Source organism: Streptomyces sp. SAJ15 (assembly GCF_007595705.1).
Classification (GTDB): domain Bacteria; phylum Actinomycetota; class Actinomycetes; order Streptomycetales; family Streptomycetaceae; genus Streptomyces.
The window spans coordinates 123766-140877 of record NZ_NISY01000001.1 but is presented as its reverse complement, the minus strand read 5'-3'; the positions used below and the strand labels follow the sequence as shown (position 1 = coordinate 140877).

16 protein-coding genes and 3 tRNA genes are annotated in these 17112 nt (G+C 73.3%); 3 read left to right on the top strand and 16 right to left on the bottom strand.

Features of this window, described 5'->3' with window-relative positions:
• Nucleotides 1-5: 5 nt before the first annotated feature.
• The 4 genes from CD790_RS00645 to CD790_RS00630 form a co-directional block, all read right to left on the bottom strand.
• A complete protein-coding gene (locus tag CD790_RS00645) occupies nt 6-458 on the bottom strand; it encodes a MaoC family dehydratase N-terminal domain-containing protein (RefSeq protein ID WP_144380916.1) in 453 nt (150 codons plus the stop codon).
• Nucleotides 459-567: 109 nt separating this feature from the next.
• Nucleotides 568-732 carry a 50S ribosomal protein L33 gene (rpmG, locus tag CD790_RS00640; RefSeq protein ID WP_004571794.1) on the bottom strand — a complete coding sequence of 55 codons (165 nt, stop codon included), beginning with the start codon at nt 730-732 and terminating at the stop codon, nt 568-570.
• Between the two features lie 83 nt (nt 733-815).
• Nucleotides 816-888: transfer RNA gene (locus CD790_RS00635), tRNA-Met, on the bottom strand.
• Nucleotides 889-943: 55 nt separating this feature from the next.
• A tRNA-Thr gene (locus tag CD790_RS00630) sits at nt 944-1016 on the bottom strand.
• A 1428-nt stretch (nt 1017-2444) separates the two neighbouring features.
• Between CD790_RS00630 and CD790_RS00625 the strand changes: the two genes are divergently transcribed.
• Nucleotides 2445-3785 (top strand): hydrolase, encoded by a 1341-nt coding sequence (locus CD790_RS00625; protein ID WP_144380915.1) that lies wholly within the window; start codon nt 2445-2447, stop codon nt 3783-3785.
• A 673-nt stretch (nt 3786-4458) separates the two neighbouring features.
• On the opposite strand, the gene CD790_RS00620 is transcribed toward CD790_RS00625, so the two are convergent.
• The gene (locus tag CD790_RS00620) at nt 4459-5565 is read right to left on the bottom strand and encodes a hypothetical protein (RefSeq protein WP_144380914.1); all 1107 of its coding nucleotides are present in this window, start codon (nt 5563-5565) and stop codon (nt 4459-4461) included.
• Between the two features lie 152 nt (nt 5566-5717).
• Between CD790_RS00620 and CD790_RS00615 the strand changes: the two genes are divergently transcribed.
• Nucleotides 5718-6392, top strand: a complete 675-nt coding sequence (locus tag CD790_RS00615; RefSeq protein WP_144380913.1) for an NAD(P)H-binding protein — start codon at nt 5718-5720, stop codon at nt 6390-6392.
• Between the two features lie 13 nt (nt 6393-6405).
• On the opposite strand, the gene CD790_RS00610 is transcribed toward CD790_RS00615, so the two are convergent.
• From CD790_RS00610 to CD790_RS00600, 3 genes are all read right to left on the bottom strand, one after another.
• Nucleotides 6406-6876: a DUF3574 domain-containing protein gene (locus tag CD790_RS00610; RefSeq protein ID WP_144380912.1), complete on the bottom strand. Its 471-nt coding sequence runs from the start codon at nt 6874-6876 to the stop codon at nt 6406-6408.
• Nucleotides 6877-7351: 475 nt separating this feature from the next.
• Nucleotides 7352-7660 (bottom strand): DUF1876 domain-containing protein, encoded by a 309-nt coding sequence (locus CD790_RS00605; RefSeq protein ID WP_399216792.1) that lies wholly within the window; start codon nt 7658-7660, stop codon nt 7352-7354.
• A 161-nt stretch (nt 7661-7821) separates the two neighbouring features.
• Nucleotides 7822-7903, bottom strand: a tRNA-Tyr gene (locus CD790_RS00600).
• Nucleotides 7904-8094: 191 nt separating this feature from the next.
• Between CD790_RS00600 and CD790_RS00595 the strand changes: the two genes are divergently transcribed.
• Nucleotides 8095-8583: a YajQ family cyclic di-GMP-binding protein gene (locus tag CD790_RS00595; RefSeq protein WP_144380911.1), complete on the top strand. Its 489-nt coding sequence runs from the start codon at nt 8095-8097 to the stop codon at nt 8581-8583.
• Between the two features lie 164 nt (nt 8584-8747).
• Here CD790_RS00595 and CD790_RS00590 read toward each other — a convergent pair whose 3' ends face one another.
• The 8 genes from CD790_RS00590 to CD790_RS00555 form a co-directional block, all read right to left on the bottom strand.
• The gene (locus CD790_RS00590) at nt 8748-9143 is read right to left on the bottom strand and encodes a YccF domain-containing protein (RefSeq protein ID WP_144380910.1); all 396 of its coding nucleotides are present in this window, start codon (nt 9141-9143) and stop codon (nt 8748-8750) included.
• Nucleotides 9143-10003, bottom strand: a complete 861-nt coding sequence (htpX, locus tag CD790_RS00585) for a zinc metalloprotease HtpX (protein ID WP_144380909.1) — start codon at nt 10001-10003, stop codon at nt 9143-9145. The genes CD790_RS00590 and htpX overlap by 1 nt, the downstream gene beginning before the upstream one ends.
• Nucleotides 10004-10272: 269 nt before the next feature.
• Nucleotides 10273-11880 carry an NADH-quinone oxidoreductase subunit N gene (locus tag CD790_RS00580; RefSeq protein WP_399216791.1) on the bottom strand — a complete coding sequence of 536 codons (1608 nt, stop codon included), beginning with the start codon at nt 11878-11880 and terminating at the stop codon, nt 10273-10275.
• On the bottom strand, nt 11880-13454 hold the full coding sequence (locus CD790_RS00575; RefSeq protein WP_144381820.1) for a NuoM family protein: 1575 nt from the start codon (nt 13452-13454) through the stop codon (nt 11880-11882). Before CD790_RS00575 ends, CD790_RS00580 begins: the two co-directional genes overlap by 1 nt.
• 18 nt (nt 13455-13472) lie before the next feature.
• Nucleotides 13473-15569: an NADH-quinone oxidoreductase subunit L gene (locus CD790_RS00570; protein ID WP_144380908.1), complete on the bottom strand. Its 2097-nt coding sequence runs from the start codon at nt 15567-15569 to the stop codon at nt 13473-13475.
• The gene (nuoK, locus tag CD790_RS00565; RefSeq protein WP_144380907.1) at nt 15566-15934 is read right to left on the bottom strand and encodes an NADH-quinone oxidoreductase subunit NuoK; all 369 of its coding nucleotides are present in this window, start codon (nt 15932-15934) and stop codon (nt 15566-15568) included. The genes CD790_RS00570 and nuoK overlap by 4 nt, the downstream gene beginning before the upstream one ends.
• Nucleotides 15934-16566 (bottom strand): NADH-quinone oxidoreductase subunit J, encoded by a 633-nt coding sequence (locus CD790_RS00560; protein ID WP_144380906.1) that lies wholly within the window; start codon nt 16564-16566, stop codon nt 15934-15936. The genes nuoK and CD790_RS00560 overlap by 1 nt, the downstream gene beginning before the upstream one ends.
• Nucleotides 16563-17063, bottom strand: a complete 501-nt coding sequence (locus tag CD790_RS00555) for a 4Fe-4S binding protein (RefSeq protein WP_144381819.1) — start codon at nt 17061-17063, stop codon at nt 16563-16565. The genes CD790_RS00560 and CD790_RS00555 overlap by 4 nt, the downstream gene beginning before the upstream one ends.
• Between the last annotated feature and the right edge of the window lie 49 nt (nt 17064-17112).

Here is a 17112-nt window from a genome sequence, read left to right as displayed (position 1 = left end):
CTACGTCACTCCTGCCCGGCGGCGCGCGCCACCAACTTCGTGTGCGAGACCACCACGAGCTCGCCGTTCTCGTCACGCAGCTCGTTGCGGACCAGCAGCACGTCGTTGCCGGCCAGGGACTTGATGTCCTCGATGGTGGCGACGACGGTGAGACGGTCCCCCGCGTGGATCGGCCGGTTGTAGGCGAACTTCTGGTCGCCGTGCACCACCCGGCTGTAGTCCAGCCCCAGCTCCGGGTCCTCGACGGCCTGCTGCGCGACCTTGGTGGTGATCGCGAAGGGGAAGGTCGGCGGCGCGATCACGTCCGGATGACCCAGCGCCCTGGCCGCCTCGGGGTCCACATAGGCGGGATTCGGATCGCCGATGGCCTCGGCGAATTCACGGATCTTCTCCCGACCGACCTCATACGGCCGGGTGGGCGGATAGGTCCGCCCGATGAAGGACGGGTCGAGTGCCATCGCTCGGCACCTCCTTGCGCGTGTCGCGGCGTGTCGCGGCGTGAAGGGTGAAACCACAACAGCACGAGGCCGCCCCCGCGGTGGGGGCGGCCTCGTGGGTGAGACTGGGTTATCGCGTCTCGCGGTGCGCGGTGTGCGCGTTGCAACGCGGGCAGTGCTTCTTCATCTCAAGCCGATCCGGGTCGTTACGCCGGTTCTTCTTGGTGATGTAGTTCCGCTCCTTGCACTCCACGCAGGCCAGCGTGATCTTCGGGCGGACGTCGGTGGCAGCCACGTGAGTGCTCCTTGACGAACGGATGGATTAACGCAGAAAGAGTAGCCGATCGAAGGACCGACCCCGCAATCGGCTACTAGCAGTAGCGGTGACCGGACTTGAACCGGTGACACAGCGATTATGAGCCGCTTGCTCTACCGACTGAGCTACACCGCTGAGATGCGATTGGCTCCCGTCCGGCCGTAACCGGGCGGGAAACCTCACACACCAGAGCCCCAATACGGAATCGAACCGTAGACCTTCTCCTTACCATGGAGACGCTCTGCCGACTGAGCTATTGGGGCGAGCGATGAAGACATTACACGCTTGGCCGCCGAAGGTGAAATCCGTATCGGGGCCGCCGAACCGCTGTCGCCACAACGCCCTCTCAGGGCCCCGCTTCCCCGCGCGACGCGCCGGGAGCCGGGCCGCGCCGGCGCGCCCTTGACGCTCCGCAACCGTGACGGGTGCCGAGCCTCCGCCCCTCGGGCAGCGGGCAGCGGGCCGGGCGGGAACCGGCTGCGAGCCCCGCGCCACGCCCGCCCGTGGCCGGGCGTGGCGCGGGAGCCCCAGGCGCGGCCTGTGTCGCGGCAGGCGGTTGGCGGGGGCGTCGGGCGGGTGACGCCGAACACATGCCCCTGGGAGGGCCATCGGGACCTGGGCGCGGCCCGGCTCGGAGGGTTCGCGACACCGTCGAGCCGTAGGGGCCTGGAGACCGGCGGAGTGCGGCAGGGGAGGCCGGAGGCGGGCGCGCGTGGCCCGGGAGGCCAGAGGCGGGCTGATGCGGCTCGGGAGAGGCCGCCGACACACGGGTGGGTACGGCCGGGGGAAGCCCGACACGGGCGGGACGCGGCCGGAGAGGCCGGACACGGGCGCACGTGGCCGGGGAGCCGGAGGCGGACGGATGTGCCCCACGGGGCCCGGAGGCGGACAGATGCGGCCCGCAGCAGGCCCGACACGGGCGGGACGTGGCCGGGGAAGCCCGACGGGTGGACGCGGTCGGAGGCAGCCCGACACGGACGGACGCGGCTGGGAAGCCCCACACACGGGTGGACGCGGCCGAGGGCAGCCCGACACGGGCGGGAGCGGCCCCGGAGGCCGGAGGCGGGCGAATCGGCCCCCAGGGGGCCCGGTTGGGCTTGGACGCCCTCCGGGCCCGGAGGCGGGCGGACGCGGCGTGACGGGGTGTCCGGGCCTGGCGCCGCGGTGACAGGCCGTGAGGAGCCCGAGCGGCCCCAAGCGGCGCCGTCGGAGCGCCTCAGGGATCGGAGGCCACCAGGGCGCGTTCCCGCGCCTCGTTCGAGCTCCTCGCCGGGCGGCGGCCCCGGCTCGCGTCCAACGGGCCGGGAGCGGCGGGCGTCGCGGGCGGTGACACCCGCCGCGCGCCCCCGGCCCGTCGTCACGCGTGGCCGCGTGCGCCCAGGAGCCGGGAGTGCCGGCCCCCGCCCGGCGGCATCGCGCCGCCCTCCCGGTCCGGACCGCACCGGCGCTCCGTCCGGGGAGGGCACCGGTGCGGTCGGCGTGCGGTCCGCGCCGGAGCCACGCCAGGAGCCACGGGTGCGGGACGCCGGGGCCACACCGGTACGACTATTCGCCTCCTCCTCGAAGCCGCCCGCGCGGCGCCCTAGGCTCGGAACACGCTGAGTGATCTTGGCCACGTGCGCGCCACCGCGCCCTCGACCGCGCCCCGCGTACGCCCCTCCCGCGACCCACTCGCCACTTCCAGGAGTGCGATGCCCGACAGTCAGCCCCAGCCGCAGCCTCAGCCGCACCAGCCGCGCCACCCCGCCCGCAGCGAAGGCGCGGCCCCGGAGGCCGCCACGCTGGTGCTCGGCGGCGCCCGGCTCGCCGACGGCCGCACGGTGGACGTGCGGCTCAGCGGCGGTCGGATCGAGGCGGTCGGCACGGCGGGCAGCCTGACCGCCCCCGCCGCCCGCGTGGACCTCAACGGCTACCTGCTGCTCCCGGCACCCGCCGAGCCGCACGCGCACTGCGACACCGCCCTGACGGCGGACGTCGAGGGCCCGCTGTCGTACGCGCCCGAGGACATCCAGCGCCGCACCACGGAGGCCGCGCTGCTCCACCTCGGCCACGGGGCGACCGCGCTGCGCACCCACGTCCGCATCGGCGGGGTCCACGGGCTGCGCTCGCTGGAGGCGGTGCTGTCCGCGCGGCGGGCGCTGCGCGGCCTGGCGGACCTCACGGCCGTCGCGGTGCCCCGGGTGCTGACGGGGGCGGCCGGGGCGGACGGGCTGGCGATGTTGCGGGACGCGGTGAAGATGGGCGCGCCGGTGATCGGGGGCTGCCCGGACCTCGATCCCGACCCGACCGGCCACGCCGAGGCGGTCCTGAGCGTGGCCGCCGAACACGGCTGCGCCGTGGACCTGCACACGGACGGCACGGACCCGGCGCGGCTGTCCCGACTGGCGGCCATGGCGGGCGGGCTGCGCCCGGGCGTGAGCATCGGTCCGTGCGGCGGCCTGGGGCTGCTCCCGCGCGAGGTGGCGGCCCGCGCGGCGGACCAGTTGGCGGCCGCCGGCGTCACGGTCGTCTGCCTGCCACAGGGCGACTGCGGCGGCCTGGAGGAGCGCGCCGCGCCGAGCGGCCCCGCGCGGGCCGCCCGCGCCGCCCACTGCGCCCCCGCGCGGCTCCTTCGAGCGGCCGGCGTACGGGTCGCCGCCGGCAGCGGCGCGTTGCGGGACGCGGCCAACCCCGTCGGCCGCGGGGACCCCCTGGAAGCGGCCTATCTGCTCGCCTCGCGCGGGGAGCTGCGCCCCGAGGAGGCGTACGACGCCGTCTGCGGCAGCGCCCGGGCCGCCATGGGGCTGGCGGAGGTACGGGTGGAGGCCGGCTTCCCCGCGGAGCTCCTGGCCGTCCGGGGTGAGGGCGTCGCGGCCGTGCTGTCGCTCGCCTACAGCCGGATCGTGGTGCACCGTGGGCGCGTGGTGGCGCGGACCAGCGCGGTCCGGGAGTACTGCGACTCGGCCGTCGCGGTCGCCTTGGATCTGCCGCGCCAGTCCCGGGCCCGCGACGGCGGCGGCAGCGGTTCCGGCGGCCCACAGCAGCCGGGGTAGGCGAAGGAGGCCACCGCTCGGAACGCCGAACGGCCCGCCGCGGCGTCAGCCGCGACAGGGCGGCGTTATGGCGTCACCACCGCCCACCGGCGGCCGGCCGGTGTCGCCGGCCGGTGTGCGGCCGGGGGAACGCCCCGCGGAGAGCCAGGCCCGAGCGACCGGGCGAGCGCACGCCGACCGCCACCGTGGAGGCGACCGGACGGCGCCGGGTGCGACCACGGCCGGGCAGGGCAGGGCACCGAGCCCACCAGGCGGGGCCGCCGCGTCAGGGCACGTCGCGACGGCGGCCGGCCGGCGCGCTCGGTCAGGAGCAGTCGGAGAGCCGCCCTCGGGAGTGAGCGCGATCAGCCGGACGGACGCACAGCGCCCGCCACCGCCGCCCCGGCGCGGGGCCGGCGGACGCGCGAGGCCGGTGAGAGGGCGCAGGGCCCGCCGACAGGCGCGTCGCGGCCACGTCCGGGACGGATCAGCGGCCTATGGCACCACCACAGGCCGCGCTCGCCCAGGGCGACCGTGGCACGACCGCTCGCGACCGCGACGCCAGGCACGAACGCACCGGCAACCGGCGCCGCCGCGCGAAGCGTCAGAGCAAGGCGTCCGCGCGAGGCGTCCGGGCGACGGCAGCGACCCCGGGCTCGTCGTCCGGTCCCGGGGTCGCTGACGCGTCGGAGCGTCAGACGCTCTCGTCCGAGAGGTCGTCGTAGCCCAGGTCCTCGTCCGAGAACTCCTCGTAGCCCAGGTCCTCCTCCGAGAACTCCTCGTAGCCGGCGTCCTCCGGGTCGCCCGGCTCACCCCCGGGGCCGAAGGGGCCGAAGCCGAACCCCATCGCCAGGTCTTCGAGGTGGATCTCGGTGGCGCCGGACGGGGCGGTGATCTTGTTGCCCTCGCCGAACGTCACCGAGAGGCCGAACTTCTCGCCCTTCTTCAGGTCGTCGATGAGCGGCGCGAGGTCGGTGGTGGCGCCCGCCAGCTCGCCGTTCCTGACCGCGAAGTCGATGGAGATCTTCTTGTTGGGGAGCCCCTTGAGGTCCTCGTCGGTCGGCAGGCCGTCGGAGCCGCCCGGCATCTCCTTGGAGAAGGTCCGGAGCTTGTCGACCATGCCGGTCAGCAGGGTCCGCACCGGACCGGTGGCGACCAGGTGCTGGGCGCCGTCGCGGCTGCCCTCGTCCTTGATCTTGATCTCACGGTTGAAGAGCTTGCGGAGGCCGTCCAGGAGCTTCCGCTCGGCCTTGTCGGCCTTCTTCCCGTCCTTGTCGGCGCCGCCGGCCTCGCCGGCCTCCTTCAGCTCCTTGGTGTCGAGCTTGACCCAGTCGCCGGTGAGCACCGCCTTGATGCCCTTGGACCCGTCTTCGGGCACCAGCGCGTCGATGTCCTCGGCGCTCGGCGTGGGGACGCCGGTGATCTCGCCGAACTTCTTCACGTCGAGGCGGTAGTAGGCCATGTCGTCGACGACGCGGTACTCCGCCAGGTCGCTGTCGCCGATGCCGATGGACAGGCCGGCGCCGACCATGTCCTTCTCGCCCGCCTTCGCGAGCGGCTTCTTCGCCTGCGCGGAGAAGGTGAACCGCAGGTCGGCCAGGTGCTTCGCCTGCTTCAGGGTCAGCGGCTCCGACTCGGGGTCCTTCTTGGACAGCTCGACGAGCGTTTCGGGCTTCGCGTCGAGTTCGAGCGTCATGGCCACCGACGACCGTTCGCCGAGCTTGTCTGCGGCGTTGGAGAGCTTCTTCCCGGCGGAGATGTTCTCGACGGCGCCGCAGGCGGCGACGCCGGCGGCCAGCACGGCGGTGCAGCCCGCGGCGGCTATGGACCTGCGGAGGGTGGTGGAGGCGGAAATGACGGTCTCCTCGGTTGACGCGAAATCGCTGCTTCAGACGCGCGAGCCCCGCGGAGGGTTGCACGGCTCCGGAAGGTCACCAGCGTACGGTCGGGATCATGCGCACAGTCATCGCTGGTGGACATGGTCGGATCGCGCTGCGGCTGGAGCGGCTGCTCGCCGGGCGCGGTGACGAGGTCGCGGGTGTCATCCGTCGGCCCGAGCAGGCGGGAGACCTGTTGGCGGCCGGGGCCGAACCCGTCGTCTGCGATCTGGAGACGGCGACGGTGGCCGACGTCGCGCGGCACCTGGAGGGCGCGGACGCGGCGGTCTTCGCGGCGGGCGCGGGCCCGGGCAGCGGCGCCGCGCGCAAGGAGACGGTGGACCACGCGGCCGCGGTGCTCTTCGCGGACGCCGCGGAGGCGGCCGGGGTGCGGCGGTACGTCGTCGTGTCCTCGATGGGAGCGAACCCCGCCCTCCCGGCCGAGCCCCCCGCGGGCATGGACCCGGTCTTCGCCGTCTATCTGCGGGCGAAGGGCGCCGCGGACGCGAACGTGTCGGCCCGCTCCGGCCTCGACTGGACGATCCTGCGGCCGGGCCGGCTCACGGACGACCCGGGCACGGGGCTGGTGACCCTCGCCGAGCACACCGGTCGCGCCGCCGTCTCCCGCGATGACGTGGCCGCCGCGCTGGCGGCCCTCCTGGACGAGCCCCGCACCGCCCGCCGCACCCTGGAGCTGATCAACGGCTCGGACCCGGTGGTGGAGGCGGTGCGGCGGGTGGTGGCGGGGTAGCCCGAACCGGCGGTCAGAAGCCCACGCGGGTGCCCTCGTCGGCCCGGGCCACCGACTCCTGCCCGAACCGCTTCTCGTACGCCGAGCGGATGCCCTCGATCCGCGGGTCGTTGATCCGTGCCTCGGCGACCGGGTACAGCAGGGTCAGCACGTACGACCGCTCGCGCTCGATCCTGCCGTTCTCGTCGCGCCACTGGCCGCGCCCGTCCTGGATGGTCAGTCCGGCCGGGAAGTTCGGCGTGACCTCGCGGTCGACGAAGTCCATGAACTGCCGGTCGGTGACCGGCGCGCCGCCGTCGGGGCGCTCGGTCCCGAAGAACAGGCGGGTCTCCACGTACGGCTTGCCGCGGGAGGCGGCGGCGGAGACCGGGGGCGCGGCTCGGTCGTCGTCCAGCGCGGCGTACGCGGTGACCGGTGTGGCGGCCGCGAGGATGAACGCCGCCCCGAGGGCGGCGGTGCGGGCGCGCGGCTTCTTCGTCGGCACGGGGGCGTCCCTTCGTAGGGCCCGGCGCGTCGGGCGCCGGGGTTTCCCCGGGCTCTGCCCATCGGGCGCCCGGTTCAGCCCTCCGGCCGCTTCGCCTGCTGCGCCCGCTGCGCCTGCTTCGCCCGCAGGGGCGTGACCCCGACCCGGTCCGCGGCGGGCGGCCGGACCGGCCTCCGCCGCGCCTCGGCCGGGGTCGTTCGCCTCGGTCGTCTCCACGGTCGAGGTCGGTCGCCTCGGCTGTCGCCTCGGTCGAAGTCGGTCGCCTCGGTCGTCGCCTCGGTCGTCGCCTCGGTCGAGGTCGGCCGCTCGGGCCGGGGTCGGTCGGCTCAGCCCGCGGGGCGCGGGGCCCGCCGGTCGATCGCCTCGGCCGAGGTCGCCCCTCCCGCCGAGAGGCCGCCGCCCCGGGCCGAGGTCGTCGGCTCAGTCGCCTCACTCGCCCCGGCCCAGGGCGTCGCCTCGGCCGAAGGCGGCGACGTCACTGCCGCCGCAGCTCCTTGACCTCACCCTGGGCCTTGGCCGTCAGCTGCTCGGCGAGGTCCGTCAGCGCGCGGGCACCCGCCAGCTCCTCACCGATCCGGCGTTCGTCCGGGTCCTTGCGGTCCCGCGTCGCCTTTCCGTGCGCCCGGAGCTCCGCCCCGTCCCGCAGCCGCAGCAGCGCCGCCGCCTTGGTGTGGGTCTCGTCTTCGTCGAACTCGATTTCCACATGCCAGCCCGCAACCTCCACGATCAGCACCTCCGCGACGAAGCTCTGGAGCACCTGGGCCGACAAAACGTAACCGCTCACTCACGCACCGCCGTCGCTCACTGGTCCGGGAATCCCGAAGACCACCCGTCCGGGGGCGCCGACAAAGTGCCGCGAGGCGTCGAGGCGGAATGCGGAAAGGGCACACGAAAAGACCCCCGGTGAACTGCTTTATCGCAGTTCACCGGGGGTCTCACCCAGTGTGGCGGCGCCAGGATTCGAACCTGGGTAGGCTAAGCCGACGGATTTACAGTCCGCTCCCATTGGCCACTCGGGCACACCGCCTGGGACATCACCGTGGTCGCCCCTTCTTTCGTCGGGACTCCCTGGCAACGACGTAAACCATACCCGATGTTCGGGGGTGTTTCGCCACTGGGTTGATCCCCGCTCGATCATGGGTTGGGTGGCTAGGCTGGCCCGTGCGGTCCGGGCGGACCGCACCCATGACCGATCTACGTACGAGGAGCCAACTCAATATGGCCGACTCCAGTTTCGACATCGTCTCGAAGGTCGAGCGGCAGGAGGTCGACAACGCCCTCAACCAGGCGAGCCGCGAGATCTCCCAGCGCTACGACTTCAAGAACGTCGGGGCCTCCATCGAGTGGTCGGGCGAGCGCATCGAGATGCGTGCCAACTCCGAGGAGCGGGTCAAGGCGATCCTCGACGTCTTCCAGTCCAAGCTGGTCAAGCGCGGGATCTCGCTGAAGGCGCTGGACGCGGGCGAGCCGCAGGCCTCCGGCAAGGAGTACAAGATCTTCGCCACGCTCCAGGAGGGCATCTCCCAGGACAACGCCAAGAAGGTCGCCAAGATCATCCGCGACGAGGGCCCCAAGGGCGTCAAGGCGCAGGTGCAGGGCGACGAGCTGCGGGTGTCCTCCAAGAGCCGGGACGACCTGCAGGCCGTCATCGCGCTGCTCAAGGGCAAGGACCTCGACTTCGCGGTGCAGTTCACCAACTACCGGTGAGACGGCGGGGCGGCGGCCGGTGCCGTCGCCCGGTGTCTCCACCGCGTCCCAGGACCCCGTCGGCCCGGCCGGCGGGGTCCTGGCTCGCTACGGGGCCTGCCCACGACCCCGCGCACAGGCCTCCGCGCGCACGCCCCCACCCACCGGCGGCACGCCCCCCGGCGTCAGCGTCGCGCGCCGAACGGCTCGTCGGTGCGGACGATCTCGTGGCCCAGCGGGGTGAGCGAGATCGGGATGAGCTTGAAGTTGGCGAGGCCGAGCGGGATGCCGATGATCGTCAGACAGAGCAGCACGCCGGTGACCACGTGTCCGAGCGCCAGCCACCACCCGGCGAGCACCAGCCACAGCACATTGCCCACACAGGAGGGGGCGCCCGCGTCGCGGCGGAGGACGGCGGTGCGGCCGAAGGGCCACAGGGCGAAGCCGGCGATGCGCCAGGAGGCGATCGCGAAGGGGATGCCGATGATCGTGATGCACAGGATCAGTCCGGCGACCAGGTAGCCGATGGCCATCCAGAAGCCGCAGAGGACCAGCCAGACCAGGTTGAGCAACGTCTTCATCAGCGGTGACCTGCCATCTGTTCCAGGCGGGCGATGCGCTCCGCCATGGGCGGGTGGGTGGAGAACAGCTTGGCCATGCCGGGACCCGGCCGGAACGGGTTGGCGATCATCATGTGGCTGGCCGTCTCCAGTCGCGGCTCGGGCGGCAGCGGCAGCGCCTTGGTGCCGGCGTCGAGCTTGCGCAGGGCGCTGGCGAGGGCGAGCGGATCGCCGGTGAGCTGGGCCCCGGAGGCGTCCGCCTCGTACTCCCGGGAGCGGCTGACGGCCAGTTGGATGAGCGCGGCGGCGATCGGACCGAGGATCATGATCATCAGCATGCCGAGGAAGCCGGGGCCCTCGTCGTCGTCGGAGCGTCCGATGGGAATCAGCCAGGCGAAGTTGACCAGGAACATCACCACGGAGGCGAGCGCTCCGGCGACCGACGAGATCAGGATGTCGCGGTTGTAGACATGGCTGAGCTCGTGTCCGATCACCCCGCGCAGCTCGCGCTCGTCCAGGATGCGCAGGATGCCCTCGGTGCAGCACACGGCGGCGTTGCGCGGGTTGCGACCGGTCGCGAAGGCGTTGGGGGCGTCGGTCGGGGAGATGTAGAGCCGGGGCATGGGCTGCCGCGCGGCCGTCGACAGCTCGCGGACCATCCGGTAGAGCTGCGGGGCCTCGAACTCGCTCACCGGCCGGGCGCGCATGGCCCGCAGCGCCAGCTTGTCGCTGTTCCAGTAGGCGTACGCGTTGGTGGCCAGCGCCACGAAGACCGCGATGATCAGGCCCGTACGGCCGAAGAGACCGCCGATCACGATGATGAGCGCGGACAGGCCCCCGAGGAGTACGGCCGTCTTGAGCCCGTTGTGCCGTCGGTGCACGGTACGCCCTCCAAGTGGTGCGGCAGGGGAACCCTTTGCCTGGTGTATCCACTTTCCAGTGGACCCTCCTGATCTGGTCAACGCCAGATGAGCAGGGCTGGTTCCCTTGCGCACGCGCGGCGGCGGCTGGGCCGTCGGGGTGGTCCGCGGGCCGGTGGGCGCCCGGCGGCGCACCCTTTCCGGCGCGTCCCCGCGCGGGCATGGCCCTCGCCCGGCACGCCGACCGGCGCTCCGCGCGGGAGCGCTCTACGGCGCGGCGCTCCCTACGACTACAGCAGGGTGCCGGAGGCGAAGCGCAGGACGAGCTGCGGGGCGCCCGACAGGACGACGCCCAGGACCGCGGCCAGGCCGATGGCGGCGGTGAGCGGGGCCGGGATGCGGACGGGGACCACGGGGCCGGGGGCGCCGGCCTCCGCCGGCTTCCCGGGCGCGGCCTCGGCCCGCTCCTCCGGCGTTCGGAAGAGGATCGCCGTCCACTGGAGGTAGTAGTAGAGCGCGATCACGACGTTGATCGCCATGATCACCGCCAGCCAGCCCAGCCCCGCGTCGACCGCCGTCGAGAAGACGGTGACCTTGGCGAAGAGACCGATGACGCCCGGCGGCAGGCCGGCCAGGCAGAGCAGGAAGAAGCCGAGCGAGAGGGCGGCCAGCGGTCGGGAGGCGTACAGCCCGCGGTAGTCGGCGACGCGGTTGGCCGCGTGGCTGCGGGCGACCAGCGCGGCGACCGCGAAGGCGCCGAGGTTCACGGCCGCGTACATGAGCGCGTACGCCACGGTGGAGCCGATGGCCTCCCGGGCGTCCCGCGCGGTGTCGGCGTAGCCGGCGGCGGCGATCGGCACCAGCAGGTACCCCGCCTGGCCGACGGAGGACCAGGCCAGCAGACGGACCGCGCTGTGCGCGCGCTCGGGGCGCTGGCGCAGCGCGGCGACGTTGCCGGCGGTCATGGTGGCCGCGGCGAGCACGGCCAGGGCCGGTCCCCACACCTCGTCGTAGGAGGGGAAGGCGAGGACGGTGACCAGGATGACGCCGGTGAAGCCGACCGCCTTGCCGACGACCGAGAGGTAGGCGGCGACCGGCAGCGGCGCGCCCACGTAGGTGTCGGGCACCCAGAAGTGGAAGGGCACGGCCGCGGTCTTGAAGGCGAAGCCGACCAGGGTCAGCACGACGCCGGCCTGGGCGAGGGTCTCCAGCCGCGGGTCGACGCGGGTGAGCCCCTCGGCGATCTCGGACAGGTGGAGGCTGCCGGTGGCCGCGTACAGGAAGCTGACGCCCAGCAGCGTGACGGCGGTCGCGGTGACCGAGGAGAGGAAGAACTTCAGGGCGGCCTCGGAGGAGAGCCGGTCCCCGCGGCGCAGGCCGACCAGCGCGAACGCCGGCAGCGAGGCGACCTCCAGGGCGACGACGAGGGTCGCCAGGTCACGCGAGGCCGGCAGCAGGGCGGCGCCCGCGGCCGAGGAGAGCAGCAGGAACCAGAACTCGCCGGCGGGGAGTCGCTGGTCCTCCACCGCGTTGACGGAGAGCAGGGCGGTCAGCAGGGCGCCGCCGATCACCAGGAACTGGATGGCGAGCGCGAAGTGGTCGGCCGCGTAGCTGCACACCCCGGTCTGCCCCGAGGTGGTGAGGCAGAACGTCCGGCGGTCGCCGTCGAGCAGCGGCAGCAGCGAGAGCCCGGCCAGCACCAGGCCGCCGATCGAGACCCAGCCCAGCAGCGGCTTCCGGGCCTCCGGAAGGAACAGGTCGGCCACGAGGACGGCCAGGGCGACGACGGCCGCGATGGTGGGCGGGGCGATGGCGAGCCAGTCGACGGACTGGACGACGCTCGCGGCCCCGTCCGCCGCGAGGGCGGTCGTGGGGGCGTGGACGGTCATCGGGGTCATCAGCTACCGCCTCCGAGGAGGTTCTGCACGGCCGGGTCGGTGAGGCCGAGGAGGACCGCGGGCCACAGTCCGGCGAGGACGGTGAGGGCGACGAGCGGGGTCCAGGCCGCGAACTCGTACGGGCGGACGTCGACCGCGGCGCCGGCGCCGCCGGCCGGGGCCGCGGTACCGGCCTCCTCGGCCGGGTCGCCCATGCACACCCGGCGCACGACGATCAGCAGATAGGCGGCGGTGAGCAGGGTGCCGAAGGCCGCGAAGGCGAGGTAGGTCAGGTACGCGGGGCGGCTGAGGCCCGCGGCGGGCTCGAACGCGCCGAACATGGCGAGCATCTCGCCCCAGAAGCCGGCCAGTCCGGGCAGGCCGAGGGAGGCGACGGCGCCGAAGGCGAGCAGCCCGCCCAGGCGCGGGGCCCGGCCGTAGAGCGCCCCACCGGTACGCCCGGCGAGGTGGTCGAGGTCGGTGCTGCCGTACCGGTCCTTCACGGCGCCGACCAGGAAGAACAGCAGGCCGGTGATGAGGCCGTGGGCGACGTTGGCGAAGAGCGCGCCGTTCACCCCGGTGGGGGTGAGGGTGGCGATGCCGAGCAGCACGAAGCCCATGTGGCCGACGGAGGAGTACGCGATCAGCCGCTTGAGGTCGCCCTTGGCGCCCGCGCGGGCCAGCGCCAGGCAGGCGAGCGACCCGTAGATGATGCCGACGACCGCGAAGGCGGCGAGGTACGGGGCGAAGGTGTGCGCGCCCTCGGGGGCGATGGGCAGCACGATCCGCACGAAGCCGTAGGTGCCCATCTTCAGCAGCACACCCGCCAGCAGCACGGAGCCGACGGTCGGGGCGGCGGTGTGGGCGTCGGGCAGCCAGGTGTGCAGCGGCCACATCGGCGACTTCACGGCCAGGCCGACGCCGATGGCGAGGACCGCGATGAGCTGCGTGGTGTGGCTCAGTCCGGCGCCGTTGTCGGTGGCGAGTGCCACCATGTCGAAGGTGCCGCCCTTGAGCCCGACGAGCAGGAGGCCCAGCAGCATCACGACCGAGCCGAGCAGCGTGTAGAGGATGAACTTCCAGGCGGCGGCCTCGCGCCCCTCGCCGCCCCACCGGTTGATGAGGAAGTACATCGGGATGAGCACCATCTCGAACGCCAGGAAGAACAGCATCAGGTCCAGGACCGCGAACGAGGCGAGGGTCCCGGACTCCAGCACGAGCAGCAGTGAGACGAACGCCTTCGGGGACGGGCCCGCGGGCATGTTCACGTAGCTGTAGACCGCGCAGAGGAAGGTCAGCAGCGCCGTCATCACGAGGAGGGGGAGCGAGATGCCGTCCACGCCGAGGTGGATGCGGATGTCCAGCGCCGGGATCCAGCTGATGTCGGTCTGGGCCTGCATCCGCGCCGGCTGGTCGTGGTCGAAGCCGACGGCCAGGGCGACGGCCGCGGCCAGGACCGCGCCGGTGACGGTGACGCCGTGCCGCAGCACCGCCTGGTCGGGGTCGCGGCCCCTCAGACCGGGCGGGGCCGGGAGCAGGGCGGCGACGGAGCCGATCAGGGGGAGGACGACTACGGCCGCGAGGAGGAGCTGCATAGCGGTGTCATTCACGGGTCAGGCTCCGGCTGCGACGAGGACGGCGGCGACGGCCAGCACGAGCGAGCCCGCGAGCAGCGCGCTCAGATAGGTCTGCACATTGCCGGTCTGGGCGCGTCGGACGGCCGCGCCCAGCAGGCCGGGGGCGGTGCCCGCGCCCCGCACGTACGCGTCGACGACCTCGCGGTCGAGGAAGCGGACGAGCGTGGCGGCGGCCCGCACGGGGCGGACGAACAGCGCGGTGTAGACGGCGTCGAGGTGGAACCCGGCCGCCGCGTGCGGGTGGAGCGGGCCGAGCAGCAGCCGGCCGGGATCCACATGGTCGGGGGCCGCGGCGCCGGCCGGGTACGGCTGCTCGTGGGTGTACGGCTGCTCGTGGTCGGCGATGGCCCCGGCCTCGACCAGGGCGGGCTCGGCGCCGGCCGCCGCGGGGGCGGGGCCGGCGGTCGGCACGAGCGGGGCGGGGGCCGCGAGCGCGGCGGTGCGCCGCCAGGCCCCGTAGGTGACGAGCCCGCCGGCCAGGGCCAGCCCCGTGCCCACCAGGGAGGTGGTCAGCGTCGGGTCGAGGGAGCGGTCGTCGAACCAGCCGGGGAGGTGGTTGAAGAGCAGTCCGGAGGTGAGCGCCGGGACGGCGAGCACCCACAGGACGAGGTTCATGGCGAGCGGCACCTGCTTGGCCGACGGCTCGGCGGGCTCGGCCGCGGTCCCGGACGCCGGAGGCCGCGCGGCCTCCGCGGCTTCGGCGGCGCGCGTCGCCCGGCCCGGGTTGCCGGCCAGCAGCCACAGCCGGGTGGCGTAGGCGGCGGTGAGCAGCGCCGTGAGCAGCCCGGCGACCAACACGGTCCAGCCGGCCGCGGCCGGGATGCCGTGGGCGTGGCCGAGCGCGGTGTGCTCGGCGGAGCTGAGCACGGCCTCCTTGGAGAAGAAGCCGCTGAACGGGGGCAGCGCGGCCAGGGCGATCAGGCCGACGGTCAGGGTTCGGTAGGCGTCGGGGGCGAGCCGGCGGACGCCGCCGGCCCGCGCCATCTCGGTCAGCGAGTTGGTGCCCGCCACATAGATGATCACGCCCGCGGCCAGGAACAGCAGGGCCTTGAACGCGCCGTGGGTCATCAGGTGGAACACGCCCGCGCCGCGGTCGCCGACGGCGAGCGCACCCGTCATGTAGCCGAGCTGGCCGATGGTGGAGTAGGCCAGCACCCGCTTGATGTCGTCCTGGGCCAGGGCGCACAGCGCCGAGCCGATCATGGTGATCGCCGCCATGATCCCCATCACGACCAGCGCCGCCGCCGAGGAGGTGAAGACGGGCAGCAGGCGCGCGATGAAGTACACGCCGGCGGCGACCATGGTGGCCGCGTGGATCAGCGCGGAGACCGGGGTGGGGCCCGCCATCGCGTCCGGCAGCCAGCTGTGCAGCGGGAACTGCGCGGACTTGCCCGCGACTCCGGCCAACAGCAGCAGCGCGATGAGGGTCGGCTGGTCGAGCTGGAAGTCGGAGACGGAGGAGGTGAGCCGGTCGTAGATGGTGCTGATGCGGAACGTGCCCGCGTCCGCGGCGAGCGCGAAGACGCCGATCAGAAAGGGCACGTCGCCCAGCTTGGTGACCAGGAACGCCTTCAGCGAGGCGGAGCGGGCGGCCGCGGTCTCCCAGTAGTGGCCCACCAGGAAGTACGAGCAGATGCCCATGATCTCCCAGCCGACGAGCAGCACGATCAGGTCGTCGGAGTAGACGACCAGCAGCATCGCGGCCGTGAAGAGGGAGACCAGGGCGGCGTAGGAGGGGTAGCGCGGGTCGTCGCGCAGATAGCCGGTGGAGAAGATCTGCACGCAGGAGGCCACCACGCCCACCAGGACCGCCACCAGCGCGGCGAAGCCGTCGATGTGGAACGCGAGGTCGATGGGGATCGAGCCGGTGTCGGCCAGTCGGACGGAGCCGCCGACCGGGTCCCCGCCGTTCTGCCGGACCGCGACGACGGTCGCCAGCGCGGCCGCGGCCAGCGCGGGCAGCACGGCGAGGGGCCGGACGAAGCCGGGGGCGCGGCGGCCCAGGAGCAGGCCCGCGACGGCACCGAGGAAGGGCAACAGCGGGACGAGGGCGGCGGTGGTCGTGATCGTCACGCGGCGGCCTCTGCCTTCTTCTCCGCGGACTCCCCCGCCTCGGGCAGCCCGGTCCCGGGTCGCTCCGCGAGGTCGGTGAGCCTGTCGACGTCGGACGTGCCGCGGTTGCGGTAGACCAGCAGCACGATGGCCAGTCCGATGCCGATCTCGGCGGCGGCGATGGCGATGGTGAAGAGGGTGAGCGCCTGGCCCGCGTGCAGCGTGTCGCGGAGCCAGACGTCGAAGGCGACGAGGTTGAGGTTGACGGCGTTGAGCATCAGCTCGACCGACATCAGCACCAGGATGGCGTTGCGCCGGGCCAGGACGCCGTAGAGCCCCGTGCAGAACAGCAGGACCGCCAGGACGGCGGGGTAGGCGAGGTGCATCAGCGCGTCGTCTCCTTACCGTGCCGAGTCTCCCGGCGGTTCTCCCCGATCTCGGCGCTCTCGGCGTTGCCGCCGTTGCCGCCGTTCTCGCCGTTCCTGCCGTTCTTGCGGGACAGGACGATGGCGCCGATCAGCGCGGCGAGGAGGAGGACGGACAGCGCCTCGAAGGGCAGCACCCAGTGCCGGAACAGGCTCTCGCCGGAGACGGCGGTGGAGCCCTGCACGCCCTGGTCGAGGTCGATCCAGGTGGAGCGGAAGGCGTCGACGACCACCCAGACCAGCGTTGCGGCGGAGGCCACGGCCACCGCGAGCGCGACCCAGCGGTTGCCCGAGTCGGCGTCGGGCGAGCGGCCGATGGGCGCCTTGGTCAGCATCAGTCCGAAGAGGAGCAGCACCACCACGGAGCCGACGTAGATCAGCACCTGCACCCAGGCGATGAACTCGGCGGTGAGCAGGAGGTACTCAACGGCGAGCCCGCCGAGCGCCACCACCAGCCACAGGGCCGCGTGGACCAGCTGCCTGGTGGTGACGGTCAGCACGGCGGCGCCCAGGGTGGCGAGGCCGACCAGAAGGAAGACGATCTCGACGCCCGTGGGCGACAGGAAGCCGTGGCCGGCGGCCGCGAGCGTCATGCGTCGCCCTCCTGCCCGGTGCGGTTCTCCAGCTCCGAGGCGAGCTTGTCGGCGGTCTTGCGGGCGGCCGCGATCTCCTTGGGCTCCTCGGCCCCCGGGTCCAGCGCCGGCGGCGCCGGTACCGTCCACATCCACTCGCGCAGCTTGTCGCGCTCATGGGTGAGGTCGCGGATGTCCGTCTCCGCGTACTCGAACTCCGGCGACCAGAACAGCGCGTCGAAGGGGCACACCTCGATGCAGATGCCGCAGTACATGCAGAGCGAGAAGTCGATGGCGAAGCGGTCCAGCACATTGCGGCTGCGCTCCCGCCCGCCGGGGGCGGCGGGCGGCACCGTCTCCTTGTGGGAGTCGATGTAGATGCACCAGTCCGGGCACTCGCGCGCGCACAGCATGCAGACCGTGCAGTTCTCCTCGAACAGCCCGATGACCCCGCGCGTACGCGGCGGCAGATCGGGCTGCACCTCCGGGTACTGCGCGGTGTGCGACTTCCGGGTCATCGTCCGCAGCGTGACCGCCAGGCCCTTGGCCAGGCCGGAACCGGGGAAC